The 18,164-nt window shown below is 61.8% G+C and carries 12 protein-coding genes; 4 read left to right on the top strand and 8 right to left on the bottom strand.

All coding sequences use genetic code 11. From position 1 onward, the window contains the following. The 8 genes from HUK82_RS04590 to HUK82_RS17585 form a co-directional block, all read right to left on the bottom strand. On the bottom strand, positions 1-1,231 hold a 1,231-nt coding region (locus HUK82_RS04590; protein WP_456304194.1), incomplete at its 3' end, for an oxidoreductase. Positions 1,232-1,241: 10 nt separating this feature from the next. Further along, a complete protein-coding gene (locus HUK82_RS04585) occupies positions 1,242-2,207 on the bottom strand; it encodes a GlxA family transcriptional regulator (RefSeq protein ID WP_176612821.1) in 966 nt (321 codons plus the stop codon). A gap of 4 nt (positions 2,208-2,211) precedes the next feature. Then, on the bottom strand, positions 2,212-3,294 hold the full coding sequence (locus HUK82_RS04580) for a hybrid-cluster NAD(P)-dependent oxidoreductase (RefSeq protein ID WP_246495672.1): 1,083 nt from the start codon (positions 3,292-3,294) through the stop codon (positions 2,212-2,214). Between the two features lie 28 nt (positions 3,295-3,322). Then, positions 3,323-4,579 carry an aromatic ring-hydroxylating oxygenase subunit alpha gene (locus HUK82_RS04575; RefSeq protein WP_176612819.1) on the bottom strand — a complete coding sequence of 419 codons (1,257 nt, stop codon included), beginning with the start codon at positions 4,577-4,579 and terminating at the stop codon, positions 3,323-3,325. Positions 4,580-4,966: 387 nt separating this feature from the next. After that, the gene (locus tag HUK82_RS04570) at positions 4,967-5,926 is read right to left on the bottom strand and encodes a glycine betaine ABC transporter substrate-binding protein (protein ID WP_176612818.1); all 960 of its coding nucleotides are present in this window, start codon (positions 5,924-5,926) and stop codon (positions 4,967-4,969) included. Continuing rightward, complete coding sequence (locus tag HUK82_RS04565) at positions 5,923-7,938, bottom strand: CocE/NonD family hydrolase (RefSeq protein ID WP_212648125.1); 2,016 nt, start codon at positions 7,936-7,938, stop codon at positions 5,923-5,925. The genes HUK82_RS04570 and HUK82_RS04565 overlap by 4 nt, the downstream gene beginning before the upstream one ends. Before the next feature lies 1 nt (position 7,939). Further along, the gene (locus tag HUK82_RS04560; RefSeq protein ID WP_176612816.1) at positions 7,940-9,253 is read right to left on the bottom strand and encodes a peptide MFS transporter; all 1,314 of its coding nucleotides are present in this window, start codon (positions 9,251-9,253) and stop codon (positions 7,940-7,942) included. A gap of 518 nt (positions 9,254-9,771) precedes the next feature. Next, positions 9,772-10,713, bottom strand: a complete 942-nt coding sequence (locus tag HUK82_RS17585) for a GlxA family transcriptional regulator (protein WP_218061511.1) — start codon at positions 10,711-10,713, stop codon at positions 9,772-9,774. On the opposite strand from HUK82_RS17585, the gene HUK82_RS04550 reads away from it, so the two are divergent. The 4 genes from HUK82_RS04550 (at position 10,703) to HUK82_RS04535 (ending at position 18,160) form a co-directional block, all read left to right on the top strand. Next, positions 10,703-11,761: a BKACE family enzyme gene (locus HUK82_RS04550; RefSeq protein ID WP_264802194.1), complete on the top strand. Its 1,059-nt coding sequence runs from the start codon at positions 10,703-10,705 to the stop codon at positions 11,759-11,761. The two genes, HUK82_RS17585 and HUK82_RS04550, sit on opposite strands and share 11 nt — an antisense overlap. Before the next feature lie 12 nt (positions 11,762-11,773). Continuing rightward, complete coding sequence (locus HUK82_RS04545) at positions 11,774-13,273, top strand: carnitine 3-dehydrogenase (RefSeq protein ID WP_176612814.1); 1,500 nt, start codon at positions 11,774-11,776, stop codon at positions 13,271-13,273. Between the two features lie 296 nt (positions 13,274-13,569). After that, a complete protein-coding gene (locus HUK82_RS04540; RefSeq protein WP_246495668.1) occupies positions 13,570-15,987 on the top strand; it encodes a TonB-dependent receptor in 2,418 nt (805 codons plus the stop codon). 70 nt (positions 15,988-16,057) lie between these two features. Beyond that, a complete protein-coding gene (locus tag HUK82_RS04535) occupies positions 16,058-18,160 on the top strand; it encodes a CocE/NonD family hydrolase (RefSeq protein WP_176612813.1) in 2,103 nt (700 codons plus the stop codon). The last annotated feature ends 4 nt before the right edge of the window (positions 18,161-18,164 follow it).

The raw sequence follows: 18,164 nt of genomic DNA, 5'->3' as shown, positions 1-18,164 counted from the left end.
GGAGCGCGCAGACCCGCGCCGCCTCCAGCCCCGCCACCCCGGCGCCGACAATCACGACCCGCCGCGATACCTCCGCCGGCGGGATGTCGTGCGGCATCGTCGCCTCGCGCCCCGTCGCCGCATTCTGCAGGCACAGCGCGTCGCCGCCGACATAGATCCGGTCGATACAGTAGCCCGCCCCCACGCATTGCCGGATATCGTCCTCGCGCCCTTCCGCCAGTTTATGGACCAGATGCGGGTCAGCAATGTGCGCGCGGGTCATTGCGACCATGTCGATATGCCCCTCGGCCACCGCGCGGGCGGCCGTCGCCAGATCGGTGATGCGTTGGGCATGGAAGACGGGAATGTCCACCGCGCGCTTGATCGCACTGGCGAGGCCGAGAAAGGGAGCGACGGGAAACGCCATGTTGGGCAGCGATACCGCGTGCGCCATCTCGTCGCGGGCCTGACCGCCGATCACGTTGACGAAGTCGATCAGGCCGCGGCCGGCATATGCCTCGGCAATCGCGATGCAGTCGTCCTGGGTCAGGCCGCCCTTGAGCAATTCGTCACCCGACATGCGCATGCCGACGACGTAATCGTCCCCCGTCGCCTCACGGATCGCACTCAGCACCTCGATGCCGAAACGCATCCGGTGCTCCAGACTGCCGCCATAGGCATCGTGCCGGTGATTGACCGAAGGGCTCCAGAACTGATCCAGAAGGTGCCCGTGCGCGCCCGAGATTTCCAGCCCGTCCAGTCCACCCTCGCGGCATCGCCGCGCCGCCGCGCCAAAGGCACGGACGACACGGGAAATATCCTCCGGCTCCATCTCCTTGGGAATCGACCGTGACGCCGGCTCACGCCGGACCGAGGGCGCGATCACCGGCAGCCACGCATCGGTGTCCCACCGTGTCCGGCGCCCCATATGGGTCAACTGGATCATCAGCCGCGCACCATGACCATGCACCCGTTCCGCGAACTGACGGAAATAGGGGATCACGCTGTCGTCGGACACGGCGATCTGGCTCCACGGCGTCGCCGGGCTGTCCAGTTCGACCGACGAGGACCCACCGAACATGGTCAGCCCGATGCCGCCTTTCGCCTTTTCGGCATGATAGAGCTGGTAGCGTTCCTGTGGCTTGCCATCGACACCGTAGCCCGGCGCGTGGCTGGTGCTCATCACTCGGTTGCGAATGACCATCGATTTGATGCGCAACGGTTTGAGCAAGGCGTCAGCTTGGGACAGCATGGTTGTTCCTTCAAGGGGCCCGCTGTTGGCGTTCCAGGCGCGGCGCGTAGCCGAACCGGTTACGAAAGGCGGTGGAAAAATGGCTCAGGGACGTAAAGCCGCACGCTACACCGATATCGGTCACCGACATGCCGGTCTGGCGCAGTAGACGTCGCGCACGTTCCAGCCGGGCCGCCGCCAGATAGGCGGCCGGCGTCGAGCCGGTATGGGCCCTGAACAGGCGCTCCAGCTGTCGTTCCGAGACGCCGGCGGCGCTCGCGACCTCGCCCACGCTCAGTTTCTGGTCAATATGGCTGTCCATCAACTGCACCGCCCGCCCCAGCGAGGGGGGCAGCGGGTCCAGCGCGATCAGCGGCTGTGCTTCGCTGCCGGCTCGATCGCGCGCCAGCAGAAACTGCATCGCGATCTCGCGTGCCCGCGCCGCGCCGACATGCGCGGCGATTACCCGCAGCATCAGGTCCAGCGGCACCGCCCCACCGGTGCAGGTCATCCGGTCCCGATCGATCACGAACAGTTCGTCCACAAGGTCGATCTCCGGGAATTCCTCGCGTATAGCACCCAGATTTTCCCAATGAATGGCACAACGATAGCCACGCAGCAGCCCGGCGTCGGCCAACGCGAACGTCCCGGTGCATAACGCGCCGATCACGATCCGCTGCCGCGCCACGCGCCGCAGCGTCATCCGCAGTTTCTCACTGGTGGCGGCACGGACATCGATGCCGCCACACACGAACAGCACGTCCAGCCCTTCGGCCTCCCCCAGCGCCTCGGTCGGGTGCAGCGCCAGTCCGTTGCTTGCGGCGACCGGCGCTCCGTCCAAACTCAGCACCCGCCATGCGTAATCCTGGCACCCGGTCACCCGGTTGGCCATGCGCAACGCCTCGATCGCGTTACTGACCGCGATCAGCGAATAGTTTTTCAGCGTCAGGAACCCGAAGCGGCGTAGGCTGGCCAGGTCGCTGGCGCGTGGAGCCATCGCTCTAGCGCTCGATCACAAGGTCGCTGGTCGGACGCGCGCAGCAGATCAGGATCATGCCCTGGTCGATCTCGCGCTGGCGAATCCCGCCGTCATGCTGCATCTCCACCGTTCCGGACACCAGCTTGCATTTGCACGTCCCGCACATGCCCTTGGCGCAGGACGCCGGCAGCCGCATACCCGCGGCCCGCGCCGCCGAGAGAACGAAGGTATCGGCGCCGCATTCGATCTCGCGGCGGCTGCGCGTAAAGCTGACCGTATGCCGCGCAGCGTCCAGTGTCTCGATCTGCGCCGGAATGCCGGGCTCCTGCTCCGTCAACGCACCAAAATCGAAACTCTCGTCATGGTAACGGGCCATGTCCAGGCCGGCTTGCTCGGCCAGGGCGCGAACCGAGGCCCGGTATCCCTCCGGTCCGCACACAAAAAGCCGACGTTCGCACAGATCAGGCACTTCGCGCGCCAGCAACGGCGCGTCCAGCCGGCCCAACGCGCCTGGCCAGCGGCTATGCGGCGTGTCGCGTCCGCAAATCGCGCGCACCCGGAACGACGGCGCCTGCTCCGCCATCCACGCCAGTTCCCGCGCGAAGACAAGATCGTCGGGCGAGCGGGCGGAATGGAGAAAAACCGCGTCCACATCGAAGTGCCTGTCGATCAGCGCGCGCGCCATCGACATGACCGGCGTGATCCCGCTCCCCGCCGACAGGAAGACATATTTCTCCAGCGCCTTGTCTGGCGGGGGATCGAGCGTAAAATCTCCCATCGGGCCCAGCGCCGCGATCTCCATACCCGGCCGCAGATGATCGTGCAGCCAGTTGGAGACGGGGCCGCCGGGAACGCGTTTGACCGTGATCGCAACCGAGTCCGGCTGGGTGGGCGACGACGACAACGTGTAGCAGCGATGGATCTCCGCACCGTCGATCCTGACCGTAAAGGTCATGAATTGACCGGGCCGGTAGCGAAACCGTCTGGGCCGGGCCGCCGTCAGGACGAAGGTAGCGACATCGTGTGTCTGCTGACGCACGGCGCGGCAGACCAGCACGTCATCGGATTCCGGGTCCCAGAAAGGGGGAAGATCACATTCGCTCATCGGCGTCCCCATGTGGGCACCTGGCCCATCAACCCAGACACGCCTTCAGACGCATGCAGTACCACTCCATGAATTTCTCCACGAGCCCTTCGGTATACGGCGAATAGGGGCCAGGGATGTACGCCGGATCGCGCACCCCGCGCTGCGTCATCTCCACCAGATCGGCATCCTGCCGGTTCGTGGTGTTCCATACGCAGGTCAGGTTTTCCACGTCGTAATCCACGCCCTCGACCGCATCCTTGTGGACCAACCACTTGGTACGCACCAGCGTGCGACCTTCATCAAGCGGAATGACCGAAAAGGTCACGACATGGTCGCCCATGAAGTGGTGCCATGCGTTGGGCTGGGTCCAGAAATGCAGGCCGCCCGACGCCTTGTCGCGCAAGCCGCCCAGCGGCACCCGGCAGGCCGCCATCGTGTCCATCGTCTGGCTCTCGCCCGAGCCGTCCAGCGGCAGTCGCTCGGTACGAAACCCGGTGGGCCGGTCCTCCAGATGCTCGATCAGGCGCGAGGGCAATCCACCCGCTTCCCAACGCTCATGGGACGTCCGGCGCAGTGTGTCGTAGCGTTCGGCCTGCGCCAGTTCCTCTGCGTCCAGTTCCTCGGGCGCGAAACCGAACCCGTAGGCGAAAAGCGGAATGGTCAGTTCGGGGTGGTTGGGCATGCAGTGATAACACTCGCGGTTATTCTCCAGAACGAGCTTCCAGTTGCCGTACTCGATCAGGTCCGCCGTATGGGCGACGCGTGTGTTCTTCAGGTCATGCGGCGCGAGATACGGTTCCATCTGACGGATCACGTCGTCCATATCATCCGGCGGGTCGTCGGACAGGCAGACGAACAGCAATCCCGCCATCGACTTCAGCGCCACGGGGCGCAGCCCCAGACACGAATGATCGAACCCTTCGCCCATATGTTCGGCAAACTTCAGCCTGCCATCCAGCCCGTAGGTCCAGGCGTGATAGGGACAGACCAGATTGCCGACGATCGCCGGCCCCGGCGGCAGCAGACGTGCGCCACGATGGCGGCAGACATTGTGGAACGCGCGGATCTCGTCGTCATCGCCACGCACGATCACGACCGACGATGCACCGATATCCACGACCACGGCATCGCCAGCCTCCGCCACCTCACATTCCACGGCCACATAGAGCCAGTGCCGATGGAAGATCGCATCCATGTCCGCCGCGAAAACCTCAGGCGAGGTGTAGAACGCACTTTCCAGCGCGTGCTGTGGTCGCCGACGGTCGACCAACTGGCGAATGGCGGCGCTATCGTAGTTCGTCATGGCACAACGGTCTCCGACGGAGGGCGAAACTGAGACGTGGAGCGGGATGGATCCGCTCAGGCGGAGCTACCCTAACGATGACGTTACGATAACGATACACTACCGCACTTGCCAATTCGCGCCATGAATTTCTTCTATGTCGCCATAGAGCCAGATCGAACGCTCAGCGCCATCGCACGGATTGCGTTCCCGACCTCGCGGGTTGCGCAACGTCAGAGTGCGCACGTCGCGCGAATATGATGTTCTTGATATTCTGGACCCAAGAGCCAGAGGCGTCGTCCTGCCGATGGACGCGCCGAGAGCCTATGGGTCGCGTTCGACGCTTCAGGCCTACACGTGTGATACCGTTTAAAAATAGTCATTTGGCCGGCGCGTGGGACATCGCCCTTACGTCGGTCCTGGTGCAGGGGCTACCAACACCGCTTTTACGGCAGGCCATGCGGGCTTTCCGTCGAAGGTCGTCACACCGTCGAGCCAGGACGCCAGACTCTGCGGATGGGCACGAAGCCACGCGCGCGCCACGTCGCGCGATGCAAGATGCTGATCGTGGATCACCTGCATAAGACGGTTTTCCATGGGAATGGAAAACTTCAGATTCTTCAAAAGCCGCGTCACGTTCGGACAGGTCGTATCATAACCGGCCCGGATCACGCTTCGAACGCTCGCGCCGTGATCCGGCCCGAAATAGGCGTCGCCTCCGGTCAGATAATGCATCTGAAAGCGCTGGTTCATCGGATGCGGCTCCCACCCCATGAATACGATCGGCCGATGGCTGTCGATATCTCTTTGCACCTGACTGAGCATGCCCTGCTCGCTGCTTTCAATCAGGCGGAAGCGCCCCAAACCCAAGTCATTGTGCGTGATAGCCGACAGAACCTTCACATTCCCGCTGTTCCCGGCCTCAAGCCCATAGATCACGTAGCCCAGTCGCGCGCCAAAACGTGAGATGTCTCGAAAATCATGCAACCCCGCCTTCCATGTCTCATCCGGCACGGCCAGCGTGTAGTGCGCATCCGCCAGATTGGTGGCCAGCAGACGCAAACTCCCGTCCGCCAGATACGGGGCGATCGCGCGCTCCCCCGCGGGCTTCCAGGCCCCCAGAAAGGCGTCGATCTTGCCTGACTGCATACTGACATAGGCCAGCGATACCGTTACCAGGGGTGTGTCCGCGTGATAGCCCAGCATGTCCAGAAGTTCAGCCGCGATACCGGTTGCGACCGCGTTGTCGGTCCAGCCGGCTTCCGCGATCCTCACCGTGCCACACGACGGCGTCTCAGCCATCGCGCACACCGGCACGACTGTCATGCACAGCGCCGCCAACGCGGAGATGCCGCGACAGATGCTCACAACAGTGTCCGTGGGATACTCTCCCGCCATTCCCGTCTGGCAAATACGTCGCCGTGGTCCAGAACCGTCAACACACCCGCGAGATGGAAATGATGTGCGTCAGACGTCATCTCGGTCCGTGTCTCAATCCGCGCGTCACACTCCGGCCGCGAGAGCCGGAGAGATTGCGTCAGCACGTAACGCGCCGACAGCGGGTCATCGTCTCGAATGGTTAACTCACGGCGCAGGGAATGTGCCATGACCGTGTCCGTCTCATCAAATTTCTGTACACCTTCACCAAAGACGCCCCCTACCGCATCGGTCACGTAGGTCGAAACGCCGGACACCGCATCGAAGGCAAAGTGCCGTTGCAAGCGTCCGGCCTCCAGTTGCGTCACTGGTGTCACGGGGCCATGCACCGGCGGGTCGAACACGACCGCTCTCTCCTGTTCTGGCGGGGTCGTCCGGCAGGGGAGTGTCAGAATGGAACCCGCCGGGCGGAGCATCAGTGTCGCGACCTGTGGTGCCGGCCAGATCATCGGCCAGTAGGTTGTTCCAAGGGCCACGCGAATACGGTGTCCGGCCGCAAAGCGGTGTCCGCACGCGCTTAACGTCACGGTGACCGGAACAAGGCGACCAGGCTCCATCGGGGCAGGCGTCGCATGTCCATTACGATGGGTCAGGTTCAACACCTGATACGACACGCGTTCGGCACGCCCATCGGGCGCGACATCGGACAGCCGCACCACCAATGTCGCGACAGGCTGGTCACTGCACAACTCGACCCGGAGGGTCGGCACCCCGAGCACCTCGCAAGTCTGGGCCAGGGGTCCGGTTTGAAACACGGTCGCAAAACCATCGTCGAGACGTTGATCAAGCGGCATTTCACCACGGCAACCCGTGCCCATCCACTCGCCACCGGCCCGTCCGTGGCTTTGGGGCGTGCAGATACGTAGCAGCGTTTCACTGTGGTCCGGCTGGCCCAGCCCGCCGTCACCGCGAAGCGACCAGTCGCGGTGTTCAATCATCGATGACGGCCACGAGCCTTCCGATACCCAGCGGCCAGAGGCCTCGGCCCGCGTGGCATCCGGCGGCATCGGGTCCTGAAGAAAGGCACGCACGGCCGGCATGTCCGTGACGTCCCCGCCGGTGTCTTTCAACCATCGGTCCCACCACCGCGTGACGTCCTGGAGAAAGCCGATGGCGGGTCCGGGCACGCCATCCTGTGGGTAGACATGTCCCCACGGCCCGATAATCGCCTGACGCGGCACGGTCAGACCTTCCAGAAGTCGCGGCACCGCATTGGTATAGCTGTCGACCCAACCGCCGACGATCAGGACAGGGCAGACGATGGCGCTGTAGTCCTCACGCACCGAGCCGTGTCGCCAGTAGGCATCGTACGACTGGTGCCCAGCCCAGACGGCGGGGAAGAACGGCATGGCATCGATCCGCGCACGCCAGATGGCACGCCAGTCGTCACCCGCTATCGCCGGATCGGGCGGTCGGCCCTGATAGGCCAGCATGATGCTGCCCCACCAGAGATTGTCGTTGAGAAGACAACCACCCATAAAATGAATATCGTCAGCAAAGCGGTCATCCGTTGAATAGGCCGTCACGATGGCGCGCAAGGCCGCCGGCCGCCGTGCCGCCACCTGTAACGCATTGAACCCGCCCCAGGATTTACCCATCATACCGACCGCGCCGCTGCACCACGGCTGGCGTGCGATCCAGTCGATCACCTCCAGCGCGTCATCCTGTTCCTGTCGCAGGTACTCGTCGGCGAGATGGCCGTCCGATTCACCGCTGCCGCGCATGTCCACGCGGATCGCGGCATATCCGTTCTGCGCAAAGTAGCCGTGCATAGGCTCATCGCGCGCACGTGTACCGTCACCCTTGCGATAGGGGATATATTCCATAATCGCGGGCACACGCTGCTCATATGCCGTACGTGGCAGCCAGAGCCGCGCGCCCAGGCGACATCCGTCCGATAGCGTAATCCACAGGTGCTCCTGGACATCAAACTCAGCGCTCATGTCATTTCCATTCCGTTTTGATGTCATAACACGCTTCGCGATCACGTTTCATCGTCGCCAGCGAGAGACCCGCCACACCGGCAACCGTGGTCATCACGATCACCAGCCAGTACGATGACACCGGCAGGCGGCCCCACAGTACCCCGATCCAACCGCTGGCAAGGTTGCCGACAAAAATCGTCAGGTACCACACCGCCATCCCCATCCCCGCGCGTCCCGGCGCGGCGGCCGTAGCAAACACATCCATGGCGGCGGGACTGAACAGGAGATCCCCCGCCTCCCACAGAGCCAGATAAAAGACGATCCCGATGACCGGCGGCGGCGCCGGTCCCGTGAAGGCGAACAGCCACAGGATTGCCTGAGCCAGAAGAATGACCGTCGCGCCCCAGACGATCTTACGAGCCGCCGAAACCTCTCGCCCCTGCCGGGCCTGAACACGCCAGACGCGTAGCAAGACAGGCGTGCCGAGCAGGACGACTAACGGAGGGATGGCCTGCAGCCAAGCCTGTCCGATTCCGCCCGGACGACCCGACAGCCACCGCATGAGTCCATTGGCCTGCTGTTCGTAACTCACCCATACAAGGGCGCACGCCGCCGCCAGCAGCCATATGTTCACTGAACGGCCGCCGCCCGCGGCGACCGCCATGCGCGGGACGGTCTGCCGCGGCAAACAGCGCCGCCCCGCGCAGTACGTCGCCAACGCCAGCACCATGCCAACCGAGGTCGCCCCGAACGCGAGCCCCCAAGTATAACGCAGGGCCAACCCGGCGCACACAAATGGCGCAAGGGCCGCCCCTATGTTGATACCCACATAGAATAATGAAAAACCGCGCGACAGACGCGGGTCGTCCTCCGGATACAGATCGACGACGCGGGCGGCTATGTTGCCCTTCAGCCCCCCTGTACCCAGCACAATCAGTACCAGCGCCAGCAGAAACCACGTCGACGTCGTCAGCATCAGATGGCCCAGAACGATCAACGCGCCCCCGGCGATCACCACGGCATCCCGGCTGAAAAAGCGATCTGCCAGATACCCTCCGAGCAGCGGGGTGAAGTACACCAAACCCGAATACAGACCGTACAGTTCGGACACCAATGCCCCTTTATCGGTCACCGGATCGAGCCCCAGAAAACCGGACAAAACGCCAAGCCCTTCGACGGCGTCGACGGGCTGCACGAGAACGACATGCGTCATGTACACAACCAGCAGTGCGCGCATTCCGTAGAACGAGAACCGCTCCCACAGCTCGACAAAGCAGAGCACAAACAGGCCCGGCGGATAAGTTCGAAACCGAGTGCGCGCCAGCGTTGACACCCGATCAATAACCGTCGCTGCGCAGAGGCTCGACGTGACACGCAACAAGCGTGTTCCATCGCCGTCCTCCAAAACAGGAATCAGGTTTGGAACGAGATTCTCGGTTCACCATATCCGCGAGTATCGACGACGCAAAGGCCGCGTGTTGACGTTTGATCGCCCGCGAAAGAGCAAAACCCTCCGGCCTTCCACGAAACAAGGCGTCCGAGGCAGCTCTGCCCGTGCTGCTCAACCTGCTGCCAGACAATGTAAAGCGCGCCGACCTCTTCGGAAATCGCGTGCCCCAGACGGGCGCAACGCGATTGTTCATGGAGAGACGTGTCCCTCCCGCCTTCGAACACGTCCCTCCACGCAGACATGGCGGCGGCCCATGAACACAGGCCTGTCGGGCGGCCGCCAGCGCAAGGGTTGACGGTAAAGCCTCGTCTGCCACGCGACCCTCCCCCACTTTCATTGCGATTTCATAATAGAAGCCGAACGGGGGCATCGGTCAACCACGGCTGGTTACGGCCATATCCTCACACTCCCACGATACAGGCGTCGCGCGACCCAAGGGTCTTGGCCAGCCGCCCGCGTGTCCCGGACGGACTCTCACCATAATATGTGCGATAAGCACGTGAAAATGCGGGCAAGGAACCAAAACCGGCTGCGGTGGCGATATCGACCATGCTGGCCCGCGTCTCGATGACGTGCCGTCGGGCCGCATTCAGGCGCAGCGCCAGATAATGCTGTTGCGGTGTTACGCCCAATCCCCGCACAAACAATGCCCGCAAGTGTCGGGCACCGATACCCGCGGCGCGCGCAAGAGTCTCCATCTTTAACGGCGTATCAATGCTCTCCTGCATCATATGCACCGCAAGCGTGACCCGTCGATCGATACCTGCAGCAAGCACCGTATCGCCGCTCGTCGGCGCACTGTCCTGATAAAGAAACAAACGTGAAACCTCGAGCGCGAGCGTGTGACCGTGCTGCCGGCGGATCAGCTCGAGCATCAGTTCGAGCGTCGGAAACAGGCCTCCGGCCATATGGCGCTTGTCGTCAATCACATACCGTTCCGCACTGACGGTCACACGCGGGAAGCGCAGAGCAAAAGTCTCTCGATCCTCCCAATGCACGGGGGCTGTGTGCTCGTTGAGCAGCCCCGCAGCCGCCAGCAGCCACACACCGGATTCGATGCCCGCGATGACAGGCCGGTACCGTGCAGCGCGCGAAAGAGACGCGGGCAGCGTCGGACCTGCATTGGCTTCCCAATCATAGCTCGCCAATACATAGAGTGGGTTAGCACATTGTCCGGGATCGAACGCTCCATCCACAGCCACGGGAACACGACTGCCGTTTTCCACGGAATCTCCAGACGGCGAGAACAGCCGCCAGCGATAGAGCGGCCGCCCTGCAATGCGATTAGCCGCACGCAGAGGCTCGATCACAGCCGCCACAAGAAACAGCGTGGTGCCGGGCACGACCAGCACATCGATCTCCAGGGCGGGGTCGTTGCTACATCGTCGCATTTTTGCCGATCGTGCAAAGTTTCGATCCGTTTATGATAATCGCTCGACCAGCGATTATCGTCAATCTCGTCCTCGCGAACCGCTTGGAGCCTCGACGATGCCATTGGCCATGAACCGCGATGTTTTCATCACCTGCGCCGTCACGGGGTCGGGCGACACAACCGGCAAGTCCCCTCATGTTCCGATCACGCCAGCCCAGATCGCCGCGTCAGCGATCGATGCCGCGAAAGCCGGTGCAGCCGTCGTGCACTGCCACGTCCGCAATCCGGAGACGGGCGCGCCATCTCGACGCACAGATCTTTACCGTGAACTGACCGATCGTATCCGCAGCGCGGACGTGGACGTTGTCCTCAATTTGACCGCCGGAATGGGTGGAGACCTCGTCTTCGGCGACGTGGAAGCTCCCGTGCCATTCAATCCGGACTGCACCGACATGGCGGGAGCCACCGAGCGTGTCGAGCCCATTGCGGCATGCCTGCCCGAGATCTGTACGCTGGATTGCGGCACGATGAATTTCTCGCTCGGCGACTATGTGATGACCAACACCCCATCGATGCTCCGCGCCATGGCGCGGAAAATGACGGCACTGGGTGTTAGGCCGGAGATCGAGGCCTTCGACACAGGACATCTGTGGTTTGCAAAGCAGCTCGTCGCAGAAGGATTGATCGAAGATCCGGTTATGGTGCAGCTCTGCATGGGCGTTCCATGGGGCGCACCCGACGACCTCAACACATTCATGGCCATGGTCAATAACGTGCCCTCGAACTGGACATTTTCCGCATTCTCGATCGGCCGCAATGCTATGGCCTATCCCGCAGCCGCGGCCCTGGCCGGGGGCAACGTGCGTGTCGGCCTCGAGGATAACCTCTACATCGCGCGAGGGCAGCTCGCAACGAATGCACAGCTGGTTGAAAAGGCAGCGACCGTCGTTACCGCGATGGGCGCACGCCTTCTGTCCCCTGCCGAAGTTCGCGAAAAACTGAAACTCATCAAACGCTGAAAGCCTCTTTCCATGCTCAAAGGAGTTTCGAGCGTTGCCTGCGTCGGCGGCGGTGTGATTGGTGGCGGCTGGATCGCGCGCTTCCTTCTTTCCGGCCTGAACGTACGGGTCTACGACCCGCACCCTGAAGCCAAGCGCATCGTGGGCGAAGTGCTCTCCAATGCCGACCGCGCCTACGGCCTCCTGACAATGGCACCGCTGCCCCCCCGGGGCACGCTGACGTTCTGCACAACGCTCCAGGACGCCGTGGCGGATGCCGACTGGATCCAGGAAAGCGTTCCCGAACGCCTCGACCTGAAAAAACGTGTGCTCGCCGACATCGACGCCGCCGCACGACCCGAGGCCCTGATCGGTTCCTCGACCTCCGGCCTTCTGCCCAGCGACCTGCAAACTGGTCTCACCCGTCCCGAACGACTGTTTGTGGCGCACCCGTATAATCCTGTGTATTTGCTGCCGTTGGTCGAATTGGTCGGCGGCAGATCGACGGCGCCCGAGACACTCGTGAACGCGAAAGCGATACTCGAATCAATCGGGATGAAAGGTGTGGTGATCGACAAGGAAATCGAGGCCTTTGTCGGCGATCGCCTTCTGGAAGCCCTCTGGCGTGAAGCCCTGTGGTTGATCAAGGACGGGATTTGCGACACAGAAACACTTGATGACGTCATCCGGTATTCCTTCGGTCTACGCTGGGCGCAGATGGGTTTGTTCGAGACCTACCGCATCGCGGGGGGCGAAGCGGGGATGCGACATTTCCTTGGTCAGTTTGGCCCCTGCCTGTCATTGCCCTGGACAAAGCTGACCGATGTCGTCGATCTTGACGAGGCGCTGATCGAAAGGATCGGTGTACAGTCAGATTCACAGGCCGCGGGGCGCTCGATCCGGGATCTGGAGCGCATTCGCGATGAGAATCTCGTGGGGATTCTACACGCGCTTCAGGCTGGAGATGCCGGTGCCGGATGGGGCGCGGGCAAACTCCTGACAGATTTTGAACAGAAACTCTGGTCACGGGCCACCCCACCCACTATCGATCTCGAGGCAGCGACGCCATTGCGGCTGATCGATACACGCGTCAACGCGGCATGGGTCGATTATAATGGTCATATGACCGAGCATCGCTACCTTCAGGTGTTCGGTGACACAACGGATGCCCTTCTGCGACTTATCGGCGTCGATATGGCCTATATCGAGCAGGGCCACAGTTACTATACCGTCGAAACACATCTCCGGCATCTGGGGGAGGCGAAACTCGGGCAGAGCCTGTATACGACCCTTCAGATCCTCTCGTATGATTCAAAGCGTTTGCACTTCTTTACGCATATCTATGATCTTGCAACGCAGTGCGTCATAGCAACGGCGGAACAGATGTTACTGCACGTCGATATGGTCAGCGGCCGTACATGCCCGGCCGCGGACGAGGTCTTGGCGCGCCTTGCTCCACTCGCGCAACGACACGCCGTCATAGCAACACCGGAAGGCGCTGGCCGACACGTCGGACAGAAGGCGCGGCAGTGATGTCAGCTCGTTCTCAGGCGCGTGATCGCCACATTTTTAATCGAAACCTATTACGTCATAAGGTTTCCTATCGAACTACAGAACAACAACCCGCCCCACGTCGTTTCTGTCATGAGGGATGTCGCAATCCTTATATCACGTGTTGGCACGGACATACCTAATACATATCGTTTCGACACAACAACAGTCACGCGTGCAAGCATGACGGCCACGTTGCGAGGCCGCGTCATGACCATACGGGTGCTCGGGTCACGAGGCGCGCTTGCCGTCCCCGGTTCTTCAGGAGCTACTTTACGATGCGCGACGTTTCCGCACTTCAGCGCTTTCTGGTGACGACGATCCTTGTGACCGGCTGCCATTCGGCGATGGCTGCCACGGCGGTCAAGCCGCCTACGCACACCAGGGCGACAACCGCACGCACACCAGGAATACGCAAAGTCCCTTCGACCATCGGGACGCCCCCCCCAAGCGTCCGCGCCACCACCCCGCGCGCCGAGGAACTGGGCGTCGTCGGGCATCGTCTCGAACACGGTGCCCAGCAGGTGATCACGTCGGAAATGATGGCGCGGGCCGTTCCTGGCACGAACCCGCTCAAGGTACTGGCGCAGATGCCAGGGGCCATGTTCCAGTCTGATGACCCGCAGGGTTACGACACCTGGTCAAACCAGTTCTACATGCATGGCTTTTTGCAGAACCAGATTGGCATGACACTCGACGGGATACCGTTGGGCGATCAGGAATTCCACTCCTACAATGGGCTTAACTCCGCCCTCGCGATTTCCTCGGAGAATGTTGGGCGCCTCAACGTGTCCAACGGTGCCGGCGCGGAATCTATTGCCAGCACAAGTAATCTTGGCGGTTCCGTTGAGTATGTTTCATCAGACCCGAAGAAGAAGATGGGTGCTACGATTGCGCAGACTTTCGGCAGCAACACCACGATGCATACGTATGCCCGTTTCGACAGTGGCATTCTCAACAAGAGTGGCACCCGTTTTTACGCGTCCTACGCCCGCAATGATGCCCACAAATGGAAAGGCGGCGCGGATCAGTTTGCCCAGCAGGTAAACATCAAGCTTCTACAACCGATCGGGCATGACAGTCGCATCTCGGCTTTCTTCGACTGGGCAGATCTCGAGGTTTATAACTATCAGGATATGTCGTTCGATATTCTCAAAAACGGCGGTTACAATATCGATAATTTCGTCGGTACACGGAACGGTTACGCGAAAGCCTATCGCTCCGCCCTCTCCCTGAACGGACTACCGGGAGGCTCGCTCCCCGCAGGCTATTCCAAGATGTCGGATCCGTGGGACGCCTCCTATTACGACGGCGGAACTCTCGAGCAGGACTATCTCGGCGGTGTCAATGCCGACCTGGCCCTGACCGACAAGCTACGCTGGAAGAGCGTCGTATATGGGCATGGACAATACAGCCGCGGCATCTGGTCCAATCCGTACGTCGCATCCCCCAACGGAGCGCCTCTGATGGAACAGATGACAATCACCCATACGCAGAGATTTGGTTTCACCAGTGCGCTGGAATACACGATCGCGCACAATCATCTGAGCGCGGGCGTCTGGTACGAAAACTATAACACCGACATCGGGCGCTATGCCTTCGAACAGCCGCTGCTGGGGGAAGGCACGCCAGTCAATCCCATGGGTTCGCTCGCGGCCCCCTTTGCCACACTGTGGCGGCAGAGCTTCAACTCCAACAGCTTCACGGCCTTCGTGCAGGACACATATAATGTCCTTCCCAACGTCGCGCTGCATTTCGGTTTCAAGTCTCTTCTGCAGACCGTCCGCGCCACGGAAACGGCCAATCTGGAATCCTACACCGGCACCGCGGCCCTAACCTCCGGCTCCATGACAACCGCGCGCGCCTTCCTGCCACACGTCAGCGGTGACTGGCACTTCCTGAAGCATCACGAACTTTACTTTGATCTTGCGGAAAATGTGAAGTCCTACCCGACGGCGGGATGGAATCAGGGCGCATCGCCGTTCTCGGTCTCCCAGACGGTCTTCAATCAGATCAGGCACACACTGCAACCCGAAACGGACTGGAACTACGGCGTCGGTTATCGTTTCACGCAGCGCTATATGCTGGCGTCACTGTACGGCTACCACACCAACTTCAAAAACCGGCTGCAGCAGGTTACATCGGGCTCGATCGTCAACCCGATCTCAACGGTCGCCAACGTCGGTGGCGTGACCATGAATGGTGTCGACGCCGGCCTGACATTGATGCCCATCGAGGGCCTCGCGCTCTACAACAGTGTCAGCTACAACCATGCCACCTATGACGACAACCTGACCGAAGCGGGCACGACCTACCATCTGCGCAGCCAGCAGATCGTGTCCTATCCCCGCTTCATGTATAAGGCCAGCCTGTCATATCGCTGGCATGAATTCGATGCCCACCTTGACACCCAGTATATGGGCAAGCGCAACTTCAGCTACACCGGTGACACGAAAGTCCCCGCCTACTGGATCGAGACATTCGGCGCCCGCTGGCAAGCCGGCCAGATGGCGAAATATAACCGTCACCTTGCGTTTCTTCATAACCTGACCCTGGAATTCAACATCTATAACCTGACCAACACGAAATACATCGCCACGATGGGCGAAAACGGCCTACCAATGAGCGGCGACTATCAGTCCTTTCTGGTGGGAGCGCCGCGCCAGTTCTTTGGAACGGTCAAGATGGAGTTCTAGTCGAGATGCAGCAGGGTTCATGACAGGTATTACACGGCGTCCATTGTTGATGGGGGCGGCAGCCGCCCTCATGCCCTCGCTGTCTCACGCGCAGAACGACGCACCGATCGCCCCGGCGCTCAACGACCCGGAGATCCAGATCACAGAGAATATCTGGATCGAGATGCCAGACGGCGCACGTCTCGCCGCACGTCTGTTTCTGCCGAGAAGCGCCCAACACCAGCCGGTGGGCACCGTTCTGGAATATCTCCCCTATCGAAAGCGGGACGGATATCGCTATCGGGATGATGTGGCCGGAGCGTTTTTCGCCACACATGGCATCGCCTTTATCCGTGTCGACATACGCGGGACCGGGGACTCCGACGGCGCGATCGAGGACGAATATCGTCCGGACGAACAGAACGATGCCGTGCACGTCATCCAGTGGATCGCCACACAAGTGTGGTGCAATGGAAACGTGGGCATGCGCGGGATTTCCTATGGCTCGTTCACCGGTTTACAGGCCGCCGCCAAACGGCTTCCGGCGCTCAAAGCCATCGTGTCGGCCTGCGGTACGGAGCTACGCTACGTCGACGACATCCATTACCGTGGCGGATGCCTTCTGCAAGCCCAGTTCGACTGGGGCATGGAGTGGCAGGTCATCATGCGCGCGCCACCAGACCCTGCGATCGTCGGCGAAGAACGCTGGCGTCACATGTGGCAGCAGCGACTGGACGCCACGCGCCCGGTTTCAATCGACTGGACCGGCCACCAGCGCCTCGACGACACATGGGCCTATGGGTCCGTCGAAGACGACACGGCGATCAGGTGCCCGATCTATCACGTGGCTGGCATGCTTGATTGCTATGTCGACTCCGCCCCCCGATTGATGGAACGGATGCCCGATGTGCCGCAAAAGGCGCTCATTGGTCCATGGACCCACAAATGGCCCGGCTACCCCGACCCGCCAGGCCACAGCGGGCCACCCAGTGCCGCCGCCAATGGCGTGCCTGGCCCGGGTCTGGACTGGTTGCCTGAGGAGGCGCGCTGGTGGCGTCACTGGCTGGCGGGCGAGGCCAACGGTGTCATGGACGGACCGCGTCTGTGGACGTTCCAGGCGACAGCGACACCGGGAGAAGAGTTCCCCCGCGACACCCCCGGCCGTTGGGTCGGTCAGGAGCATTGGCCGTCCGAAGCCGTCGGACATACGACCCATTACCTGCAGAAAGGGCATCTGAAGCCGCAGCCTGCGGAGCGCGAACGCCTGTCGTGTCCGCAAAGCCTGCTGGTCGGATTTTCAACGCCCACAACCTACAGCAGCGGCGATCCCCTGAGCTGGTGGCGGGAACAATCGGGGGATGACGAACTCTCGCTGACCTTTGACGGGGCGCTTCTGACCGAGCCACTCGATCTTCTGGGTCAGCCGACATTTCATCTGCGCGTTCGTGCTGATCGGCCTGTCGCGAAGGTTTTTGCGCGCCTTACAGAAGTCACACCGGACGGGCAGTCGAACCTCATCAGTTATGCCATTCTCAACCTGACCCATCGTGACAGCGATCGCGCGCCGGCACCTCTGCAACCGGGACGCGATTACGACGTCATCCTGAAAGGTGTGTTCTGCTGCCGCCGTATCCTGCCGGGAAACCGGCTCCGCGTGGCCATCAGCGAATCCTGGTGGCCCGTGACATGGCCATCGCCCGAAACGGTCACTCTGGAAATTACAACCGGAGCATCTCATGTGACGCTCCCCGTCATGCACGATGCGGTCGACACATCAATGCCGATCCGACAACTCGACCGGCGCTATGACCAGTCAGGACTGCCAGGGCCGCCGTATCATGACCGTCTGGCACATGTCCGGGTCGAGGGCACACACGGACGACGCGTGTTTACGCTCGAGACCGGCAGCACGCACCCCGAGGAAACCCCCATCGCCGGATTGGACACGCGTATGGGCGAGGCGGCCCGATCCCGACGCGCCATTCGCGAGGACGATCCCAACAGCGCGGAAATGGAGGCCGAATATATCACGACCTATCAGAAACCCGGCTGGGATATTCGCCTCCGTGCATGGTCGCTGACAACCTCGACGCCCACCCACTTCCTCTGTCGCGAAACCTTCGACGCGTGGGAAAATGGCAAACACGTCTTCTCCCGCTCGTGGCAGCGACGTCTCCCGCGCGATCTGGTCTAGGGGC

This window comes from Ameyamaea chiangmaiensis (assembly GCF_013376175.1).
Classification (GTDB): Bacteria; Pseudomonadota; Alphaproteobacteria; order Acetobacterales; family Acetobacteraceae; genus Ameyamaea; species Ameyamaea chiangmaiensis.
The sequence above is the reverse complement of the archived record's forward strand: the minus strand, read 5'-3'. Positions and strand labels throughout refer to the sequence as shown.

Coding starts and splice junctions, on each gene's coding strand:
- HUK82_RS04565 (WP_212648125.1), bottom strand. CDS start 7,938: ATGAGCGCTGAGTTTGATGTCCAGGAGCACCTGTGGATTACGCTATCG.
- HUK82_RS04575 (WP_176612819.1), bottom strand. CDS start 4,579: ATGACGAACTACGATAGCGCCGCCATTCGCCAGTTGGTCGACCGTCGG.
- HUK82_RS04545 (WP_176612814.1), top strand. CDS start 11,774: ATGCTCAAAGGAGTTTCGAGCGTTGCCTGCGTCGGCGGCGGTGTGATT.
- HUK82_RS04540 (WP_246495668.1), top strand. CDS start 13,570: ATGCGCGACGTTTCCGCACTTCAGCGCTTTCTGGTGACGACGATCCTT.
- HUK82_RS04585 (WP_176612821.1), bottom strand. CDS start 2,207: ATGGCTCCACGCGCCAGCGACCTGGCCAGCCTACGCCGCTTCGGGTTC.
- HUK82_RS04535 (WP_176612813.1), top strand. CDS start 16,058: ATGCCCTCGCTGTCTCACGCGCAGAACGACGCACCGATCGCCCCGGCG.
- HUK82_RS04580 (WP_246495672.1), bottom strand. CDS start 3,294: ATGAGCGAATGTGATCTTCCCCCTTTCTGGGACCCGGAATCCGATGAC.